The sequence below is a fragment of the Methermicoccus shengliensis DSM 18856 genome, assembly GCF_000711905.1.
Taxonomy (GTDB): Archaea; Halobacteriota; Methanosarcinia; order DSM-18856; family Methermicoccaceae; genus Methermicoccus; species Methermicoccus shengliensis.
In genome coordinates this window covers 146,072-164,198 of the sequence record NZ_KL543983.1, presented here as the reverse complement: position 1 = coordinate 164,198, position 18,127 = coordinate 146,072, and the positions used below count along the sequence as shown (strand labels likewise).

The window sequence follows — 18,127 nt, the reverse complement described above, 5'->3', positions numbered from 1 at the left end:
GCAGGGGAACAGGAGAACAGGGGAACAGGGGAACAGGGGAACACGCTCTGGAGGTATTGATGTGAGCGTGGTGTGGTACAAGGATGCAAGAGCGGCATCACCAGAGGAGAGCCAGCCAGAGGTGATACGGAGGCATCTTCCCGAGATGCTGGAGGGAATCGAGAGGGGAGATGTCGTTGCCGTGAAGTTTCATCCCGGTGAGTGGGGCAACACCACCCATGTGAGACCCATAGTGATAAGGGCAGTGGTGGATGTGCTAAAGGAGCTGGGCGCAAGGCCATTTCTCACAGAGAGCACCACGCTGTATGGGGGTATGCGGTTCAATGGGCCCGAACTCATCGAGGTGGCATCCGCCAATGGCTTCAACCTCGCCAGCATGGGAGCACCATTCGTGGTAGCAGATGGGCTCAGAGGGGACGATGGGGTCAGCATACCCGTGGGCGGAAGTGAGATAGATGAGATAGAGGTGGCAAGTGCATGCGCCAAATGCGACTACATGGTGGTGGTATCCCATGCCAAGGGGCACCCTGCCAGCGGGTATGGAGGAGCCATAAAGCACCTTGGGATGGGGTGCCTCACAAAGGCAGGTAAGAGGAAGGTACACGAGGTGTGCATCCCAAGCGTGGACGAAGACCTGTGCACGGGCTGTCGGAAATGCATACAGATGTGTCCATGGGGAGCCATCTCCATCCACCCAGAGAGTAAAAGGGCCGTGATAGACCCACAGAGGTGTGCTGGAGAGCTCTCATGCCAGTCGGCGTGTGCCTTTGGAGCCATTGTGGAGCCAGAAGGGTCGAGGGAAAGGATGCAGGTTCGGCTGGGCGAGGCGGCGGTGGGCCCCATAAGGGCGCTCAAGAGGAGGATATTCTACATCAACTGGGCATATGAGCTGACGGCTGGATGCGACTGCTTTGCATACTCCGATGCCCCGTTCGTGGAGGATGTGGGGATGCTGTTCTCCCAAGACCCCGTGGCGCTCGATCGGGCAACCATTGACCTCGTGAACAAGAGCACGTTCCTTCACGACTATGCACATGCCAATGTGCAAAAGGAGAGACTGAGCACGATATGGGATATCTCGCCATACATACATCTTGAGAGCGCAGAGCGGCTTGGAGCTGGAAGCTCCCTGTACACGCTCGAGGAGATTTAGTTCTTTCCCACCCTCTCGTGTATCAGAGACAGCAGGTCGAGCGGCTCATCAACCCGCCTTAGCTCTTGTGTGGTGATGATGGCCGTCCTCTCGATGTGCTGTGTCTTGGGCTCTCCCTCCACCATACACACGGACTCCGTGCCAGCTACCTCCGAGATGCTGCTCATGAGCCTTGCCCGTCTAACGAGGCTCTGGCTGTATCGCCGGGTGACACCCGTGAGCACTGTGAAGAGGGTCTCCTTTGAGAGAGCAGAAAAGGGCGCCTGCCTCGTGGGCAGCACGTCAAATCCAATCCTTCTCAGAAAGTCTATGAGGAGCCTTGTGGGCACGTCCCCCTCCACCATGTCTGACTCACGTGGGGGCACCTCAACTGCCTTCTGGGGCCTCAGGATGTCTATGGGCACCACCAGTGGCGCCTCGAAGAGCTCCTCCAGCTTTATTGCCACATCTACGGAGAGCTTCATATCTTCATCCTCATACTTCTTTACAGTCCTCCTCGACACCCCGAGTATCTGAGCCACAAAGCCAATGGACATGTTCCTCCTGATTCTAAGCTCTCTCAGCCTCTCGCCACTGACGCTCGCATAGAGCCCCCCGGGCTCTGACTGAATCAGGGGCGGTGTGTCCTCGATTAGGTAGTCGTACAGCGTATCGAAGTTCACCACGGGCACGCCATGGCGCATGTACACCACATCTCTCTCGATGGGGTGGTTTCTCGCCCTCTCGCCCACCACGAGGGCAGAGCCCAGAAGATACTGGGCGAGCCTGCGAAGCTCGGCGGCAGCCTCCCTGCTCAGGGAGTCTATGTTGTACAGGCACTTTAAAAAGAGCAGCACGTCATCTCTCCGAGCAGCCACGTCAAAGCTCCTTGGCCTCGTGCTTACCCTATCCGAGGTGGAAAAGCCTGCTGCCTTCAGCAGGGCTATCACTCTCTCGAGCAGGGACGCTGGTTCTCTATCTGCACCCATGATGCATATCTTTTTTGCCCCCATCATATTAAAAAGGTTTATTAATTAGTGTTCTTTTTATTAAATATCACTTATTTTTAAAAACGGTAGGGACACCTCTCAGGATACTCCCGAAAGGCTCTCTCCTTGTCCCATATGCCTGTTCGGAGATTCACTCTACTCACCCATGGCATATTATAATACGCCCACTATACTCTATAAAAAACTTTTGTATTACAACATAATGTTCATATAGGTTTAGTATATATTATATCCAATGAAATTTAAATGCCTCGTATGCGGACACGAATGGGTAGCAAGAAAGGAGAAAGTATCGACACCGAGGCAATGCTCGATGTGCCACAAGTATCGCGTGAAAGAAATAGAGGTGTTGTAAGATGCCTGTAGAGATTCGAGAACATGAAAAAGGTGGGGTTTTAATACAGATTTATGAACTTGGCAATCACCTACCAGCAGCAGAATTCAACAACTATAAGGATGCATTCCTGTGGGTACTCAAATACTACAGTGTAAAATACAAAACAAATAATGCCATGAAATCAAACCTCCCTTGCATATCAAAGTGGATTAGAGAGATACAGATGGCAGGCTTTAGAGTTATCTCTCAAACTGACTGTATAGAATGTGGAATTGGAGAGTTTGGAAGATGCAAATACATGAGGGGCATAATTCCTGTATGTATAAAAAGAGATAGGGTGGGTGGAAAAGTCCCACTCACAGCCGTCTGACTGTTAAAGCCGTGGCTGAGGGCACGTATTCAATAATCGGACGCCTCCACGTTTCTGGTGGCTTCCACGTTGCTATGATATACTCCCCTCGCTTGTCGAATGTAATCTCAATTTTCCCGTTAGCGTCTGTTGTGCCCGCTATCTTTCCTGACGATTTTATCGCGCTCACAGCAACCTCTGGGCTTTCAGTTAGATAAGCCGCAGTAAGCCCAACGGTTAAATTAACCACATCAACATACCCAACGTAAGCATCGGGGACGGGCTCTCCATCGACGCTCACAGTGATTTCAACTGTCTGTCCGACCTTGGCTGGGCTCGGCGAGACTTGAAGGAAGAGCTTTTCTCTGGTAGTCTCTGCTGGTGTTGGTGTAGGTGTCGCTGTCTCTGTTGGCGTAGGAGTCGTCGTAGTAGTTGGCGTTGGGGTGGGTATAGGAGAAAGGCTCACACTTACAGTGGCAGTCCTTCCAGCCTCCACTATCACACGCTCCGTGTGCTCCTCATATCCATCCTTGGACAGCCTCAGTGTGTACATACCAGCATTCAAGTTGGATATGGTCTTGGGAGTGGTGCCTTGATAGATGCCATCGATGTATATGCTGGCTCCAGAGGGAGATGACGAGACATAAATGGAGCCTGTGGGTGTAGGTGTGGGGGTTGCAGTGGTAGTTGCCGTTGGACTTGTAGCTGCTGTTGTCGGGCTTTGCTCAGGTGCAGTGAGAGCCAATGATACCTCTTTCGTTTTTTCAAATGGTATTTCCAATGTAGTTGCCTTCAAGTCGAGGTATGCAGAGCCGCTTACCTTTATCTTAACCGCCCCTGATTTTGCCAGTTCACGTAGTCCAGCGATAGCTCTGGAATTGTCCACAGTTATGGGAACAGTTATCGTCGTGTCTCCCTGACTCCTTATATCCACGTCTCGTAACTCTCCATGACCCAGATACTTCTGCTCACCATTCTTCAGGTAGTAAATATCGAACACAACTTTTGTGAGGTGAGCTCCTATAGAATTCGGATTGCTCACTATAACACGAACCTCTAAATCCAAAGCCCGAGGTGCGACGTTTTTCACACTCACACTGTCAACCGTAACCGTTGGCTTCTCAATTTGGGGCGTTTCAGCACAGCCACTTACTAAAACCGCTAACACTATCAATGAAGCAATTGAGCAAGCAACCCAGCTTTTCATACTTCACCACCACATTGTAGTGTTCACTACATAACACCTAATTGTTCGTTATATATGATTTTTACTGTGGTAGCCACTACAATATGGATGAGCTATTAATCAGCGACAAAAAGAAAATAGAACTCCTAAAGACCCTCTCTGATGGTAAGGTCTACACTTACTACAATCTCTCCAAGACCCTCAGAACAAATTACGAAACTGTAAAGAAAAACTGCAAGTTCTTGGAGTTGCTAAATCTTGTCGAGGTAAACAAAGTAGAGAGAGAAGAAAGTGCCACGGGTATCGCATCTTACAGGGTTAAAATTACAAAAGAGGGTATGAGAGTAGTTCAATCACTCCACTAAACCGTATTTCTCCAGCTCCCTAATGATTTCTCGGCGTGAGCCTTCAAGCTCAATCTCTTTTTCTGGGATTAGCTTCCTCAGTGTTTCCACAACACCTTCCCTCGAAAACCCTTAAATACCCACCCTCACGAGGGGAATGGGGGTGCTGAGGATACGAGAGGTTGCCCTTGCTGGAAAGCCAAACTGCGGCAAGTCCACATTCTTCAAGGCAGCCACGCTGGCCAATGTGGAGATTGCCAACTACCCATTCACCACCATTGATGCCAACATAGGAATCAGCTCGGTGAGAGTGGACTGTCCTTGCCTCGAGCTGGACGAGAGGTGCGGACAGTGCAGAGAGGGTGCAAGGTTCGTGCCCGTGGGGCTGATAGATGTGGCAGGGCTTGTGCACGATGCCCACAAGGGCAGGGGGTTGGGCAACGCATTTCTCGACAGGCTGAGGGAGGCAAGCTCCATTGTGCACGTGGTGGATGCGAGCGGCTCCACCGACGCTGAGGGGAATCCCGTGGGTGTGGGGTCCCACGACCCGCTGGAGGACGTGGACATTCTGGAGAGGGAGCTGACGTACTGGATGATGCAGATACTCGTCAGGGGATGGGACAGGCTCGCAAGGAGGGTGCAGGCAGAGCATACTAAGATAGAGCATGTGATTGCAGAGCAGCTAAGTGGTGTGGGGGTGAGTCAGGCACACGTGAGGGCAGCCATCTCAGAACTCGGGCTACCTTCCGACAAGCCTGCCGCATGGCACGAGCACGAGCTGCTTGACCTGTGTGATTATCTGCGCTCTGTATCAAAGCCCATGCTGATTGCCGCCAACAAGATGGACACGGCACCAGAGGAAAACCTCAAGAGGCTAAAGGAGCTACACTACACGGTGGTGCCCACCAGCGCAGAGGCAGAACTCGTGCTCAGGATGGCGGAGAGAGCGGGACTCATCGAGTACGTGCCGGGTGATGGTGATTTTCGCATCACTGGCACACCCACCGAAAAGCAGCTCAGGGCACTCGAGAGAGTAGGGGAGCTGCTGGAGCGCTTTGGCTCCACGGGCGTGCAGGAGTGCCTCAACAGGGCTGTGCTCGAGCTTCTCGGGCTCATCGTGGTGTATCCCGTGGAAGATGAGGCTAAGTGGACCGACAAGGATGGAAGGGTGCTGCCAGATGCCTTCCTCATGCCAAGGGGCTCCACGCCCCGCGACCTCGCATATGAGGTGCACACCGAGCTTGGAGAGGGGTTTCTGTATGCAGTGGATGGACGCACTGGAAGGCGGCTTGGAGAGAGCTACGAGCTTAAGAGCGGCGATGTGATAAAGATTGTGGCTGTGAAGTAGGTGTAGGGAGTGGTGAGGGCAACGATACGAGCAAAGTTTGGAAACCCCCACGGCACAGTTCAAGCAGAATCCCACTGCGGTGCCAGCCAGCGCAGCCAGCACTCTTCTCTTCATATTGCCTTTCCTCAGTGTGCATGCTCCATGTTGTGCACGAGCAGGTTCTTGAGTGACTTCAGATAGTACTTCACGGCAAGCGGCGCCTCGGTGGGCTCCCTCAGCACGAACAGCACGTTGCTGAGTATCCATCTCGGGTTGAAGTAGAGGGAGCGGTAGGCAAGCCTTCGTGCCTGCTCCAGCTCCTCCTGGCTCATGTGCTCAGTTCTCATCACCGAGCGGTGCTGAAAGAGCTGCCTCCAGTCCAGCTCCCGCGGGATGTACCCTTTCTCAAGCGCATGCTCGTACAGCTCAGTGCTCGGGTAGGGTACAGCGATGTTGAACTGGGCACCATTGGGAAGCACCCTTCCCACGAACTCTATCGTCTCATGCACGGTATCCCAGCTCTCGCCGGGAAGCCCAAACATGAAGCTGAGGTACGTCTTGATGCCGGCTGCCCTTGCCAGCCTCACCGCCCTCTCGGTCTGCTCCGCTGTGGCGCCCTTCTTCGCCCTTTTGAGAATCTCGTCGCTGCCAGACTCTGCCCCAAAGGACATTCCCCGACAGCCAGCCCTTCGCATCAGCCTTAAAAGCTCGGCATCCACGTGATCCACACGGGTGTTGCAGTACCACCTGATGTTCAGCCCCTCCTCACACAGCCCCTCGCACAGCTCGACCACGCGCTCGCGGTCGAACGTGAACGTCTCATCAAAGAACGAGATGGTGCGGATGCCGTGATGCTCCTTCAGGTAGCGAATCTCATCGAGGATGCTCTGGGCACTCCTTCCCTTCCACACAGTCCTTCTCACGGTACAGTATATGCAGTTGTACGGGCAGCCCTTGCTGGTGTACATGATGGTGAAGGGCGAGCCGTGGCGGGTGTTGATGTGGTAGGTGGACAGGGGAGGGAGGTATTCGTATGCAGGCATGGGAAGGGAATCGTAATCGAACGCGGCATGGCACGAGGGAGTGATGACGAACTCTCCATCCTCGAAAAACGCCACCCCCTCCACCTTTCGCACATCACCACCCTGCTCGAGCACCTCCAAAAGCCTGCTGACCACCACCTCATAGTCACCCACAACGTAGATGTCCAGCTCGGGTCTCTCCCTGAGGACGCGCTCTGCAAACTGCCTGAGCGTCCAGCACATGCCTATGGTGAGCGTATCCTCTCTCAGCTGCTTTGCGATTTTCGCAACCTCCATGTCATTGTCAAACGTGGTGGGGGTGAACCTGAACACCACCACATCTGGACAAAATGCCTCAAGACGCTTCCTGAGCTGCTCGTGGCTCATATTCATACCATTGGCATCTATCACGATGAGCTGGTGCTCTTTGAGCTGGGCTGCTATCTGGATAAGGCTGTATGGGGGGACAAGGGAGCCCCTATCGGTGATTTCACATCTGTCCTCCCTGATGACGGGAATTCCACCAAATCTTGGCGGGTTCACGAGGGCAACCTTCATGCCACACCCCTGCCTGATACGCTCCCTATGGAGATACGGGAATGTTCCACAGCCCTTCCACCTCATCGAAGCCACTCATGAGGTTCATGTTCTGCACAGCCTGACCAGAGGCCCCCTTCACGAGGTTATCTATGGCAGAGACCACCACTATGCGGTCAGTGCCCTTTTCGACCTCAAAGCCAATGTCGCAAAAGTTGGAGCCCCTCACAGCCGAGAGGGTGGGGATGGTGTCCAGCAGCCGTATGAATGGCTTATCCTCATAGAAAGCCTCGTAATACCCACGGATGTCCTCTGAACTCAATGACTCCCTCACGAACACGTGGGCAGTGGTGAGAATGCCCCTGACCGAGGGTATCACATGCGGTGTGAAGCTCACCTTCGTTCCCTCGAACAGCCTTGAAAGCTCCATCCGCATCTCAGCGAGATGGCGGTGGGTGGTGAGTCTGTATGCAACCACATTCTGAGCCACGTTTGGATAGTGAGTGGCACTCGTGGGCTCTGCCCCAGCCCCGCTTATTCCACTCTTTGAGTCAAACACCACCCTCTCCACGACGCCCTGTGCCACGAGAGGCGCCGCTGCCAGCACCGCGCCGGTGGGATAGCAGCCTGGATTGGCACACAGCGTGGCACTCGCCACCTCTGGATGCAGCTCGCACAGCCCGAACACCGCCTCCATGGGGGCAATGTGCACCATGCCATATACCTTCTCGAACGTCTCCCTTGGAAGCCGATAGTCTGCACTGAGGTCTATCACTTTCACACCAGCCTCCACCAGCTCTGGGACCACCTTCATGGCAGCTCCATGGGGCACTGCCGTGAACACCAAATCACACCTGTCTGCCACCTCCCGAGGTGTGAGGTTTTCGAACACAGCATCCGTGAAGCCCGAAAGATGGGAGTGCACGCTGGCAAGGGGCTTTTCCTCAAACCTTCTCGATGTGGCACACTCCACCTTCACCCTCGGATGCATCAGGAGAAGTCTCAGCAGCTCTCCTCCCGTGTACCCAGAGGCCCCAATGATACCCACCTTCATGCTCTCTCCTCGAGGTCGTGGATGAGTTCGGCTGCAAAGCTCTCGGCAGCCTTTGGACCCTCTGCGGTAATTACGCCCCCAGACAACACCACAGGACTTCGCACATAGCTCGCCCCACCTTCCTCAAGCTCCGATATCGCCTCGCTATCTGGAAACACGGTGGCCCTCTTTCCATCGAGCACCCCAGCTTCTGCCAGCACCACGGGTGCGAGGCATATCGCTCCAACTGTCTTATTCTGGGCAAAGAATGCCCTGATGAGCTCGTGCAGCTGCGCATTCCCCCATAGGTATTCTCTGGTACCAGAGCCCCCAACCACCACTATTCCATCATACTGGGAAGGGTCGAGCTCATCTATCGTGGCATCAACGCTCACCCTCGCACCCAGCATCCCCACTGCCTCCCCCTTGCGCGTGCTCGCCACGACTGTGTCAAACCCAGCAGCCTCCAGTGCCCGCTTGGGCACGAGCAGCTCTTCGTCTCTAAAATCCTGTGGTGCGATTACCATCACTACCCTGCCCTTTTTTTCCTCGCCACTCATACCATCATCCCCTTGGATGCAGCCCATGGAGGCAAATACCACCATGAGCACGATACATATCGGCACTCCCCGCACAGTGATATATCTCCATCACACAAGGGAAAAAAGGTTTTCTATGGTGGTGAGTCAAAATCAGCACGGGGGTCGTCCCCATCTCTGGTCTCAGGCGAGTACTCGACTTCAGGGTAAAGTCCTCGTGCTCATAATACCCCCGGCGGAATCAGTGTGTGCTGAACACGGTGCCTCCGCTCTCGTCGGTGCACACGGCCGTGAGGGCGTAAGCGCTATCGATGCTCATCATAGTGAACTACTCCCTGAACTACCCTTATTCGGAAGGGGGCTTCCCGCCGATAGATTAAATAACTGAATCAACTTTAAATCCAGCGAGAAATTTAAAAATTAATTCGCCTAAAACCCCGCTTAGTCACTCCAGTGGAAATCATTGATTGCGAAAAATAGTAAGCAACAATATGAAATCAAATCTGAAAGCAGGAAAACTGGTTAAAATTCGAGTTGAGATTGGGGTGAAAAGGATGGGGACAATGATAGTGGGGAAGCACATTATTGCCGAGCTCTATGGAGTGCCCAAGGAACTCATTGCGAAGGAAGAAGGAGTACGCCAGATCGTGGAGGAGGTGATCGACGAGGCTGGATTGACAAAAGTTGGCAGTGTGTACAAGCAATTCAATCCTCATGGCGTGACGGGAATCGTTTTAATTTCTGAAAGCCACGTTTCCATCCACACCTGGCCCGAATATGAACTTGTAAACCTTGATGTCTTTACGTGTGGTGATATAGATAAAGCAGAGAAAGCTTTTAAATTATTCCTCCAGAAGTTCAAACCAAAATCGTACAGAGATTATGTTCTCAGCAGGGGATGATGAAAAATGGACAGGATTGAAAGACAGATTCTACAAACTCTTCTGGGCGGGGAGATTAGCGTGTACAGGCTCATAGACTCTCAGGACGCGTCGCTCAACGAGTTCCTTGAGGTGGTGAGCGGGCTGAGGAATGATGGGCTGATATACCTCAGGGACGGTAGAGCCGGATTGACGGAAAGGGGAAAGGAGGTTAGCAGGGGGTTAAGGTATGTTGAGGGGCTTACATGCAGTTGCTGTGAGGGGACCGGTTACGCGATTCCAGAGTTTTTCAAACAGATTCTTGAAAAATATGGGAAGATTGCAAAAAACAGACCTGAGGCTGTGGAAAAATACGATCAGGGGTTCATAGGCCAGGAAGGTGTGTTGAGGAGGCTCGAGTTCGTTTACGAAAGGGGGGACCTTAATGGCAGAATATTTGTGGTTGGAGATGACGACCTGTTCAGCATCGCCGCCTCGCTTACTGGAATGCCGGAAAAGGTGTTTGTGGTCGATATCGACGACAGGCTGATAGATTTCATAAATAAGGTTGCAGATGAACACTCGCTCAACGTTGAGGCCATGATCTACGACGTTCAGTCGGCTTTTCCCAAAGAGCTCAAAAAGAAATTTGATGTGTTTGTTACAGATCCCGTTGAGACCATACCCGGTTTGAGGCTGTTCCTTTCGCGGGGCGTTTCAACTCTCAGAGGTGTGGGTTGCTCAGCCTATTTTGGCCTCACCACCCTCGAGGCCTCTCGCAGAAAATGGTACGAAATTCAGAGGATGGTCCATGACATGGGGTTTGTGATAACGGACATCAGAAGAAAATTCAGTGTATATCCCGAAGAGGAGAAGAACTTCTTCAGATTCCAGCACAAGCTTCCGATCGTGAAAAGTCTTGGTGCCAGAATAGATTACAACTGGTACAAGTCCAGCTTCCTCAGAATTGAAGCTGTTAAAGAGCCGAAACCACTCGTTGAGGGGGAAATGATTATAGACGAACAAGTTTACAAGGACGGGGAAAGCTGGGCCACTCCCTATTGATCAGTGAACCACTCCCAGCTTTCGCATGGAGATTTCCGCCGATAAGGGAAGAATCAACTTCAGCTTATCCTTGCCGGGGGTGCACGACCAGTGCCTGCCTTGAAAATGGAGGGGTGTCCGCCCGAGGAGTGGCGGACTTGTCTGACGTAATACATATACAGTGGTTTAATAACACCAGATGTTATTAAACATAGTATACGTATTACTCAACGATAGAGCACCTTCCAGTATATAAGCATTGCCCATGGAGATGCAAAAGAGCTATAAACCTGCTGGATAACTCTCGTGTGTGATTCTATGGCCAAGGTAGGGTTTGTAAAGCTCGGAAATCTGGGAACCTCTCAGGGCATCGACTTGCTGCTCGACGAGATTGCCCAGCGAGAGGGCATAGAGGTGAGGGTGCTCGGAAGTGGAGCCAAGATGACGCCCAAGGAGGCAGAGGAGTCTGCCGAGCTCAAGCAGTGGGGTCCAGACTTCGTCATCATCATAAGCCCGAATGCGATGGCTCCCGGACCCACCAAGGCGCGCGAGATTTGGAGCGACACACCCACAATCGTGATATCCGATGGGCCCACCAAGAAGGACGACCGAAAGGCGATAGAGGAGGCTGGCTTTGGGTACATCATCATCCCGATGGACCCGCTGATTGGTGCAAAGCGGCAGTTCCTCGATGCCACCGAGATGATATCGTTCAACTCGGACGTGCTCAAGGTGCTCAGCCTCACAGGGGTGTCCAGGCTGGTGAAGGAGGAGCTGGACAAGGTAATTGCGCAGGTGGACGCCGGCAAGAGCGGTAAGGAGCTCGAGCTTCCCCACATCCTCGTGACGCCAGAGAAGTGCACCGAGAGGATGAACTTCTCCAATCCCTATGCCAGGGCAAAGGCGATGGCAGCAGCTCACATCGCCTCCAAGGTGCCAGACCTCACGTTCAAGGCGTGCTTTGTGTACAAGGACATCGAGGACATCGTGCTCGCAGCAGCCGCAGGACATGAGATGATGCGCATCGCAGCCAAGCTCGCCGAGGAATCCAGAGAGATTGAAAAGACGCTGGATGAAGTCTCCAGAATGCCCCATGCCAAGAGCGGAGAGACGCTCTCCAAGATGAAGCTGTACGAGAAGCCACAGTGAAGGGCTCGAATGAGTCCTTTTTTTACTCGATTTTTTGTCAGAGTGTTTCTTCGGTCTCACTGCTGACTCTTTTCGATCATCTCGGTGGTGAGCCCGTGTATCAGGTGGGTGAGCTTGCTGCGGGCATCTGAGTTCGAGCACTCCAGAGCATCCAGCAGCATCAGCGCCCGCTGCTCATGCCAGCGCACCACCTCTGGCGTGATGTTGTCTCCTTCTCCGAGCGGCGTGGGGTGCTGCCTCAAGGACAGCTTGTCGGTGTGTGCACCCATGTGCTCTCTCAGGTCGTCCACCATCTGGTAGCCCATGCCCACGTGCCATCCCATGCGCTCGCATGCCTCCACGCAGCGTGGTGATGCACGGGCTATCAGCGCTCCCATCGTGCACGCAGCAGAGAACAGTGATGCAGTCTTTCTCTGTATGCACTCAAGGTACGCCTCTTCCGAGGTGATGCCCGAGACGTCGAGAAGCTCTCCCTCTGCCATGCTCACCCCGGCCCTCGAGAAGGTGTGCATCACCTCGGGCTCGTATGCACTCAACAGCTCCATGCTCGCACATATCATCATGTCCCCACAGAGCATCGCCGCATCGGTGCCGAAGGTGTGGTTTGTGGTGTGCTTTCCCCTGCGCCACACCCCCTCATCCACGATGTCGTCGTGCACCAGCGAGGCGGTGTGCATGAGCTCCACTGCCACCGCTGCATCGAGGGTGCGCTCCATCTCGCATCCAAATAGTTCACCCGTGAGGATGAGCATCAGGGGGCGGGTCCGCTTGCCGCCAGATGTGATGGCATAGCGGGCTATTTTTACGAGCCCTGGGGCATCGAGCTCATCCACCACCTCGAGGAGCCTGCGCTCTATTGCACATAGCTCGGTGCGGCACATGCTGGCTATGCTGGTGGCGCTCATCCCGAGTAAGTGGGGGTGCACCTATATAATAAGGTGGCGATGATACCACATGGGGTCAGGCATGTATATGTCCTCTGAGGATGTGAGAAGGCTGGACGAGAACTGTGCGTTCTTCGGGCTGGATACGCCCCTGCTCATGGAGAACGCTGGGGCTGGTATTGCGAGGGAGATTGCCAGACGATTTCCGAGGGGAAGGCTTGCCGTGTTTGCCGGGACGGGCAACAACGGTGGGGACGGGCTCGTTGCTGCAAGGCACCTCACAGAGCACGAGATTACGGTGTTCCTGCTCGGCAGGAGCATGGCGAGCGATGCCGCAAGGCGCAACCTCGAGCTGCTCACCCTCGAGGCAGAGAGGGGAAGGGTGAGCATCGTACCCATCACGGACTCCTCGCAGCTCTCGGATGTATCCATGGAAGAGTTCGAGGTGGTGGTGGATGCCATGCTGGGCACGGGTGCCCATGGGGCACCAAGGGAGCCCGTGAGGAGTGCCATCGAGCTCATCAACACCTGTCATGCGTTCGTGGTGGCGGTGGACATCCCCAGCGGGCTCGACCCCGACACCGGAAGGGCAGATGTGGCGGTGAGGGCAGACATGACGCTCACCCTGCACGCCCCCAAGAGGGGGTTCTCGAACCCCGATGCCGGGCGCTACACTGGAGAGGTGGTGGTCGTTCCTATAGGCATCTCTCCCAGTATGGAGCAGCTCATAGGGCCCGGGGACATGCACGCCGCCCTTCCTTCGGCAAAGAGAGGACACAAGGGACAGAACGGCAGGGTGCTGGTGATAGGAGGGGGACCGTATACGGGGGCGCCAGCACTCGTGGGGCTTGCAGCACTTCGGGCAGGGGCAGACCTCGTGACAGTCGCCACGCCCTCCTCTGTGAGCGGGAGTATAGCGTCGTTCAGCCCGGACCTCATCGTGCGGCCCCTCGAGGGTGATGTGCTCTGCTGCGAGCATCTGCCAGAGATAGAGGAGCTGATAGAGCGGCACGATGTGGTGGTGGTGGGCAACGGGCTCGGAAGGGATGCAGAGACGCTCGATGCGGTGGAGGAGCTCTTGCCGATGTGCGGGCGGGCGGTGCTCGATGCCGATGCTCTTAAGGTGGTGCACGAGGACACGCTGTTCGAGGGAGATGTGGTGCTCACCCCCCACATGGGGGAGCTGGCTGCCATCGTCGGCAGGAAGATGCCCACCGACCTCGATGCCCGCTGCGGGCTGATACGCGACCTCTGCACGTCCCTTGGAGTGGTGGTGCTCTCCAAGGGGGCGGTGGACGTGGTGTCCGATGGGAGGAGGACGAGGCTCAACATCACTGGCAATGGTGCGATGGCGGTGGGGGGCACTGGGGATGTGCTCGCGGGCATCACTGGAGCGCTTCTGTGCAGGACATCGCCCTTCGAGGCTGCGTGCGCCGCCGCGTTCATCAACGGGGCCGCTGGGGACATGGCGAGGCTGGAGGGAGGATACAGCCTGCTCGCCACAGACCTGCTCCCCCGCATCCCGAGGGTGATGGCTGGGGAGTGGAGGCACTACAGGAGGGTCGAGTGAGTGGAGTACAAGCAGTGCATCGTGATACGAACTGACCTCGACATGGGCAAGGGAAAGATGGCGGCACAGGCTGCCCATGCGGCGATTGCCGCATTCGAGCAGGCATCCTCAGCCGCAAGAAGGCGGTGGCTCGCAGAGGGGCAGAAGAAGATAGTGGTGAAGGTGAGAGGTGAAAAAGAGCTGCTGGAGCTGTATGAGGAGGCAAGGCGCCTTGGACTTCCCTGTGCCCTCGTGCACGATGCAGGACTCACACAGCTTCCCCCAAACACGCTCACTGCCCTCGGAATAGGGCCAGCAGAGGCAGAGCGCATAGATGTGCTCACCCGGGACCTGAAGCTGCTGTAGGTGAAAGCCATGGACGTGGACCCCGTGGAGATGCTGGTGGAGCTTGCCAAGAGGGGTGAGATAGACCCATGGAACATCGACATCGTGCAGGTGACCGACGCCTTTTTGCGCCAGATTGAGCACATGAGGACAATGAATCTTGCACTGCCGGCACGAACGCTGTTCTATGCCTCGGTGCTGCTCAGGATGAAGTCCGAGGCACTCACCGAGGAGCATGCCGAGGAGCCACCACCGATGGAGGAGCCAGAGGAGCAAATGGCCCTGCTGGAGAATTACCCAGAGCTGCACATCCCCACGAGAAGAAGGACGAAGAGACCTGCAACGCTCGACGAGCTCATCGAGGAACTCAAGAAGGCGGAGAGGGTAGAGCGCAGGCGAAAAGAGCGCAGGGAGGTGAGGGCCGAGAGGAGCGAGGTGGTCGACGTGTCCCACGAAGAGAACATGGAGGACACCGTAAGGATGGTGTGGGAGTCCCTGAGGGGTCTGCTCAGCTCCAAGCGCAGGCTCACGCTGAGCGAGCTGCTGTGCACGCTTACAGACGTGCCAGCGGTGTTCATATATCTCTCGCTGCTGTTCCTTGCGAACGAGCGCAGGATACGGCTGCATCAGGATGAGTTCTTTGGCGAGCTGTACATCGAGGGGAGATAATATGGACGAGGAGATGTGCATAGTGGAGGCGGCGCTGTTCGTGAGCGATACCCCTCTCTCGCCCGAGGAGCTTGCAGAGCGGGTGGGGCTTGCACCAGAGGCATGCGAGCGTGCCCTGAGCAGGCTGAAGGAGGAGTACGAGCGAAGGGAGGGGGGCATAGAGGTGGTGCTGGTGGGAGGGCGCTATCTCATGCAGGTGAGCCCCAGATACGCACCGAAGCTCAGGGGCATCGCGGAGGTTGAGCTGCCCGCCCCTGCCCTTCGCACGCTCGCCATGATAGCGTATCACCAGCCCATAAGGCAGAGCGACCTCGCAGAGCGCAGGGGCAACAGTGCGTATGCCCATGTGAGGATGCTGGTGGAGAGGGGGCTCGTGGAGGCCACGCCGCAGGGCCACACCAAGGTGCTCACCACCACCCCGCTGTTCGCGCGCTACTTCCAGCTTCAGGGTGCGGACGCTGCATCGGTGAGGAGGGCGATGCTCGAGATGCTCCACATCCCAAGGCTCGCGTGCACCTCCATGAGCGCTCCAGTCCTCAGGCTGGCGGGGGTGCACGAGTTCGAGGTGCTCGACCTCTATCGGGGCGAGATGGACCTGTCGGAGTACGATGCGGTGGTGTGCCTCAAGGGGCACGTGGGCCCATGGAGCGCTAAGAAGGTGATAGAGGTGTCGTGCATTACGTTCTCCAGCCTTGCGGCATCACTGGATGCCCTCGCCGAATACGGAACGAGAAGGGACATCCAGAAGGCAAAGGGCAGGATAGAGGAGGCGCTCGGGTACTACAGGAGGCGCGCTTTGAGACTTGGGATGCGGGTGAATCCCCTGACACCCATGGCAAGGAAGATGGTGGAGGAGCTGGGGCTGGACGTATCGGATGGAGGGATAAAAATCGCCACCGACCTCTATGAGGGGGATGCACAGGTGCGCATTCCCACTCACGCCAATGCGAGCGATGGAGCCCTCAGGAGGGTGATGGAGCGCTACGAGGCGATGCTGAAGGGGCTCGAGGGCATGCGATGACTACCTGTGCGCGAAGTAGGCGATGACCTTGCCATTGGCGGCATCTATCCTCGCAAAGCCCACCCTCTCGAACTGCACGACCTCGCCCACGTGCTCCCTCACACCTCTCTCGGCAATGCCCTCAAGGTCTCCCTCTGGGGTGCGCAGCACACACGGAATGCCGTCCTCTGGGACCCAGTGCACTATTTTTGGCTTACCATGCATCTCATGGCTCACGAAGTGCAGCCTCCCTCCCAGCCTCCCTCCCGGCCCCCCTCCCTCTACCCGCACGGTGTACAGGTCCTTTAGTCTCACGAGCTCGCCCTCTGCGAACGACGCGAGCTCGTCCTGCTCGAGGTACACCCTCGCCACCCCTCCACTCGCAGGAACGGGTATGCGTCGGCGCTCTCTGCCATCTGGATAGAGCGGTGGCCGTGCCACGGCGTCCACTGCGCCATGAACGCTCACGAGCACGGGTCTTCTCACAAAGAACAGCCGTGCCGCCTCTGAATCTATCAGCTTTCTGTTCTCTGCATACAGGTTCTCGAGGCTGATGCTGATGTCGTTCTCCCCCACGCCAAGGTCTAAAAACAGCCTTCGTATCGCCTCTGCCTGTATGCCCCTGCGTCTTAGCGCCCTTATGGTGGGAAGCCTAACATCATCCCACCCCTCATACGTGCCCTCTGATATGCTCCTCGCAATGGAGCTCGTGGACAGCCTCCCAAACTCGTGTATTTTCACCCTTCCCCAGTGCAGCACCACGGGATACTCCCATCCCAGATAGCGGTAGATGTACCGCTGCCTGCGCTCTGCGTCCATCAGGTCCTTGCCCCTGATGATGTGGGTGATGCCAAGGAGGTGGTCCTCCACTGCACTCTCGAAGTCGAGCAGGGGCCATACCCTGTACTTGTCCCCCACACGGGGATGCTCTGCGTCCACTATGCGAAACGCCCCAAAGTCGCGAAGTGCCGGGTCACTGTGGGTGATATCGGTCTTGATGCGTAAGACTGCAGAGCCAGCTGGAAGCTCACCATCGAGAGCGTCCTGCCATGCTCGCATGCTCTCCTCTGGTGGGGTGTCCCTGTGGGGGCAGGGCTGGCACGCGTCTTTACGCCTCTTGAACTCCTCCCTGGAGCAAAAGCACATGTAGGCGTGTCCACCCTCTATAAGCCGCTCTGCCACCTCGTAGTACAGCTCCAGCCTGTCTGAGGCACAGTACACCTCATCGGGCTGTGCGCCAAGCCACCTGCAGTCCTCCACATACCATCGATAGGCATCGAGGAGGGGTCTTTTCTGCACTGGGTCGGTGTCGTCAAACCTCAGGATGAACTTGCCCTCGTACATCCTCGCATACTCGGAGTTCACCACGATGCCCCGGGCGCTTCCAAGCGTTGGGGGACCGTTGGGGTTGGGGGCAAAGCGCATAACCACCTCCCCCCTCGTGGCATTGGGAAGCTCCTTTAGCCCCCTCTTTGGCTCCTTTTTCACAGAGAGCTCCTCGATGAGCTCTGGGGCAAGCTCTTCAAGCTCGCTTCTCCAGCGCTCTGGTGTAAGGGAGGCGACCTCTGCCACCACCTCTTCCACCACGGGCTTTACCTCCCTTGCCCTCTCCCTGAGCTCCGGACGCTCGCCCATGAGCTTTCCCATCACCGCCCCCGCCATCGGGGGCTTACCGTGCCTCACGGCGTTCTGCAGGGCATACAGCCTTGCCAACCTTCTTATCTCGTCCACGCTCACCACACAATGGCAGTTGCGGTGCGAGCATAAAAGTGTGATGCCGTGCCACCACCTAAACACATTTATAGCTTCAC

At 55.9% G+C, this 18,127-nt stretch carries 18 protein-coding genes; 11 read left to right on the top strand and 7 right to left on the bottom strand.

Going from position 1 to position 18,127, the window contains the following annotated elements; all coding sequences use genetic code 11:
- Window positions 1-61: 61 nt before the first annotated feature.
- Window positions 62-1,153, top strand: coding sequence for a DUF362 domain-containing protein (locus BP07_RS07370; RefSeq protein ID WP_042687473.1), 1,092 nt, complete (start codon window positions 62-64; stop codon window positions 1,151-1,153).
- On the opposite strand, the gene BP07_RS07365 is transcribed toward BP07_RS07370, so the two are convergent.
- Window positions 1,150-2,121 carry a transcriptional regulator gene (locus tag BP07_RS07365; protein ID WP_042687867.1) on the bottom strand — a complete coding sequence of 324 codons (972 nt, stop codon included), beginning with the start codon at window positions 2,119-2,121 and terminating at the stop codon, window positions 1,150-1,152. The two genes, BP07_RS07370 and BP07_RS07365, sit on opposite strands and share 4 nt — an antisense overlap.
- A gap of 377 nt (window positions 2,122-2,498) precedes the next feature.
- On the opposite strand from BP07_RS07365, the gene BP07_RS07360 reads away from it, so the two are divergent.
- Complete coding sequence (locus BP07_RS07360; RefSeq protein ID WP_042687471.1) at window positions 2,499-2,849, top strand: hypothetical protein; 351 nt, start codon at window positions 2,499-2,501, stop codon at window positions 2,847-2,849.
- On the opposite strand, the gene BP07_RS07355 is transcribed toward BP07_RS07360, so the two are convergent.
- Window positions 2,836-4,035 (bottom strand): PEGA domain-containing protein, encoded by a 1,200-nt coding sequence (locus BP07_RS07355; RefSeq protein ID WP_042687467.1) that lies wholly within the window; start codon window positions 4,033-4,035, stop codon window positions 2,836-2,838. The two genes, BP07_RS07360 and BP07_RS07355, sit on opposite strands and share 14 nt — an antisense overlap.
- Before the next feature lie 83 nt (window positions 4,036-4,118).
- Between BP07_RS07355 and BP07_RS07350 the strand changes: the two genes are divergently transcribed.
- Window positions 4,119-4,379, top strand: coding sequence for a hypothetical protein (locus BP07_RS07350; RefSeq protein ID WP_042687463.1), 261 nt, complete (start codon window positions 4,119-4,121; stop codon window positions 4,377-4,379).
- A 136-nt stretch (window positions 4,380-4,515) separates the two neighbouring features.
- On the top strand, window positions 4,516-5,706 hold the full coding sequence (locus tag BP07_RS07345) for a redox-regulated ATPase YchF (protein WP_042687461.1): 1,191 nt from the start codon (window positions 4,516-4,518) through the stop codon (window positions 5,704-5,706).
- Between the two features lie 125 nt (window positions 5,707-5,831).
- Here BP07_RS07345 and BP07_RS07340 read toward each other — a convergent pair whose 3' ends face one another.
- The 3 genes from BP07_RS07340 to BP07_RS07330 are packed head-to-tail and all read right to left on the bottom strand — an operon-like array spanning window position 5,832 to window position 8,912.
- Complete coding sequence (locus BP07_RS07340; RefSeq protein WP_042687460.1) at window positions 5,832-7,265, bottom strand: B12-binding domain-containing radical SAM protein; 1,434 nt, start codon at window positions 7,263-7,265, stop codon at window positions 5,832-5,834.
- A gap of 25 nt (window positions 7,266-7,290) precedes the next feature.
- A complete protein-coding gene (gene argC, locus BP07_RS07335; RefSeq protein WP_042687458.1) occupies window positions 7,291-8,298 on the bottom strand; it encodes an N-acetyl-gamma-glutamyl-phosphate reductase in 1,008 nt (335 codons plus the stop codon).
- On the bottom strand, window positions 8,295-8,912 hold the full coding sequence (locus BP07_RS07330) for a DJ-1/PfpI/YhbO family deglycase/protease (protein ID WP_211247081.1): 618 nt from the start codon (window positions 8,910-8,912) through the stop codon (window positions 8,295-8,297). The genes argC and BP07_RS07330 overlap by 4 nt, the downstream gene beginning before the upstream one ends.
- Before the next feature lie 395 nt (window positions 8,913-9,307).
- Between BP07_RS07330 and speD the strand changes: the two genes are divergently transcribed.
- The 3 genes from speD (at window position 9,308) to BP07_RS07315 (ending at window position 11,869) form a co-directional block, all read left to right on the top strand.
- On the top strand, window positions 9,308-9,718 hold the full coding sequence (gene speD, locus BP07_RS07325; protein ID WP_277352333.1) for an adenosylmethionine decarboxylase: 411 nt from the start codon (window positions 9,308-9,310) through the stop codon (window positions 9,716-9,718).
- A 6-nt stretch (window positions 9,719-9,724) separates the two neighbouring features.
- Window positions 9,725-10,741, top strand: coding sequence for a bis-aminopropyl spermidine synthase family protein (locus BP07_RS07320; protein ID WP_042687456.1), 1,017 nt, complete (start codon window positions 9,725-9,727; stop codon window positions 10,739-10,741).
- 297 nt (window positions 10,742-11,038) lie between these two features.
- A complete protein-coding gene (locus BP07_RS07315) occupies window positions 11,039-11,869 on the top strand; it encodes a F420-dependent methylenetetrahydromethanopterin dehydrogenase (RefSeq protein WP_042687454.1) in 831 nt (276 codons plus the stop codon).
- A gap of 56 nt (window positions 11,870-11,925) precedes the next feature.
- Here BP07_RS07315 and BP07_RS07310 read toward each other — a convergent pair whose 3' ends face one another.
- A complete protein-coding gene (locus tag BP07_RS07310; protein WP_052353341.1) occupies window positions 11,926-12,774 on the bottom strand; it encodes a polyprenyl synthetase family protein in 849 nt (282 codons plus the stop codon).
- 49 nt (window positions 12,775-12,823) lie between these two features.
- Between BP07_RS07310 and BP07_RS07305 the strand changes: the two genes are divergently transcribed.
- From BP07_RS07305 to scpB, 4 genes are read left to right on the top strand one after another with little or no spacing between them, the layout of a single operon-like run.
- Window positions 12,824-14,323, top strand: a complete 1,500-nt coding sequence (locus BP07_RS07305) for an NAD(P)H-hydrate dehydratase (protein WP_245597080.1) — start codon at window positions 12,824-12,826, stop codon at window positions 14,321-14,323.
- A complete protein-coding gene (pth2, locus tag BP07_RS08900; protein ID WP_042687451.1) occupies window positions 14,324-14,668 on the top strand; it encodes a peptidyl-tRNA hydrolase Pth2 in 345 nt (114 codons plus the stop codon). It begins immediately after the preceding gene.
- 9 nt (window positions 14,669-14,677) lie between these two features.
- Window positions 14,678-15,316 (top strand): segregation and condensation protein A, encoded by a 639-nt coding sequence (locus BP07_RS07295; RefSeq protein ID WP_042687447.1) that lies wholly within the window; start codon window positions 14,678-14,680, stop codon window positions 15,314-15,316.
- A 1-nt stretch (window position 15,317) separates the two neighbouring features.
- Window positions 15,318-16,337, top strand: coding sequence for an SMC-Scp complex subunit ScpB (gene scpB, locus BP07_RS07290; RefSeq protein WP_042687444.1), 1,020 nt, complete (start codon window positions 15,318-15,320; stop codon window positions 16,335-16,337).
- Here scpB and BP07_RS07285 read toward each other — a convergent pair whose 3' ends face one another.
- The gene (locus BP07_RS07285; RefSeq protein ID WP_042687441.1) at window positions 16,338-18,056 is read right to left on the bottom strand and encodes a glutamate--tRNA ligase; all 1,719 of its coding nucleotides are present in this window, start codon (window positions 18,054-18,056) and stop codon (window positions 16,338-16,340) included.
- Between the last annotated feature and the right edge of the window lie 71 nt (window positions 18,057-18,127).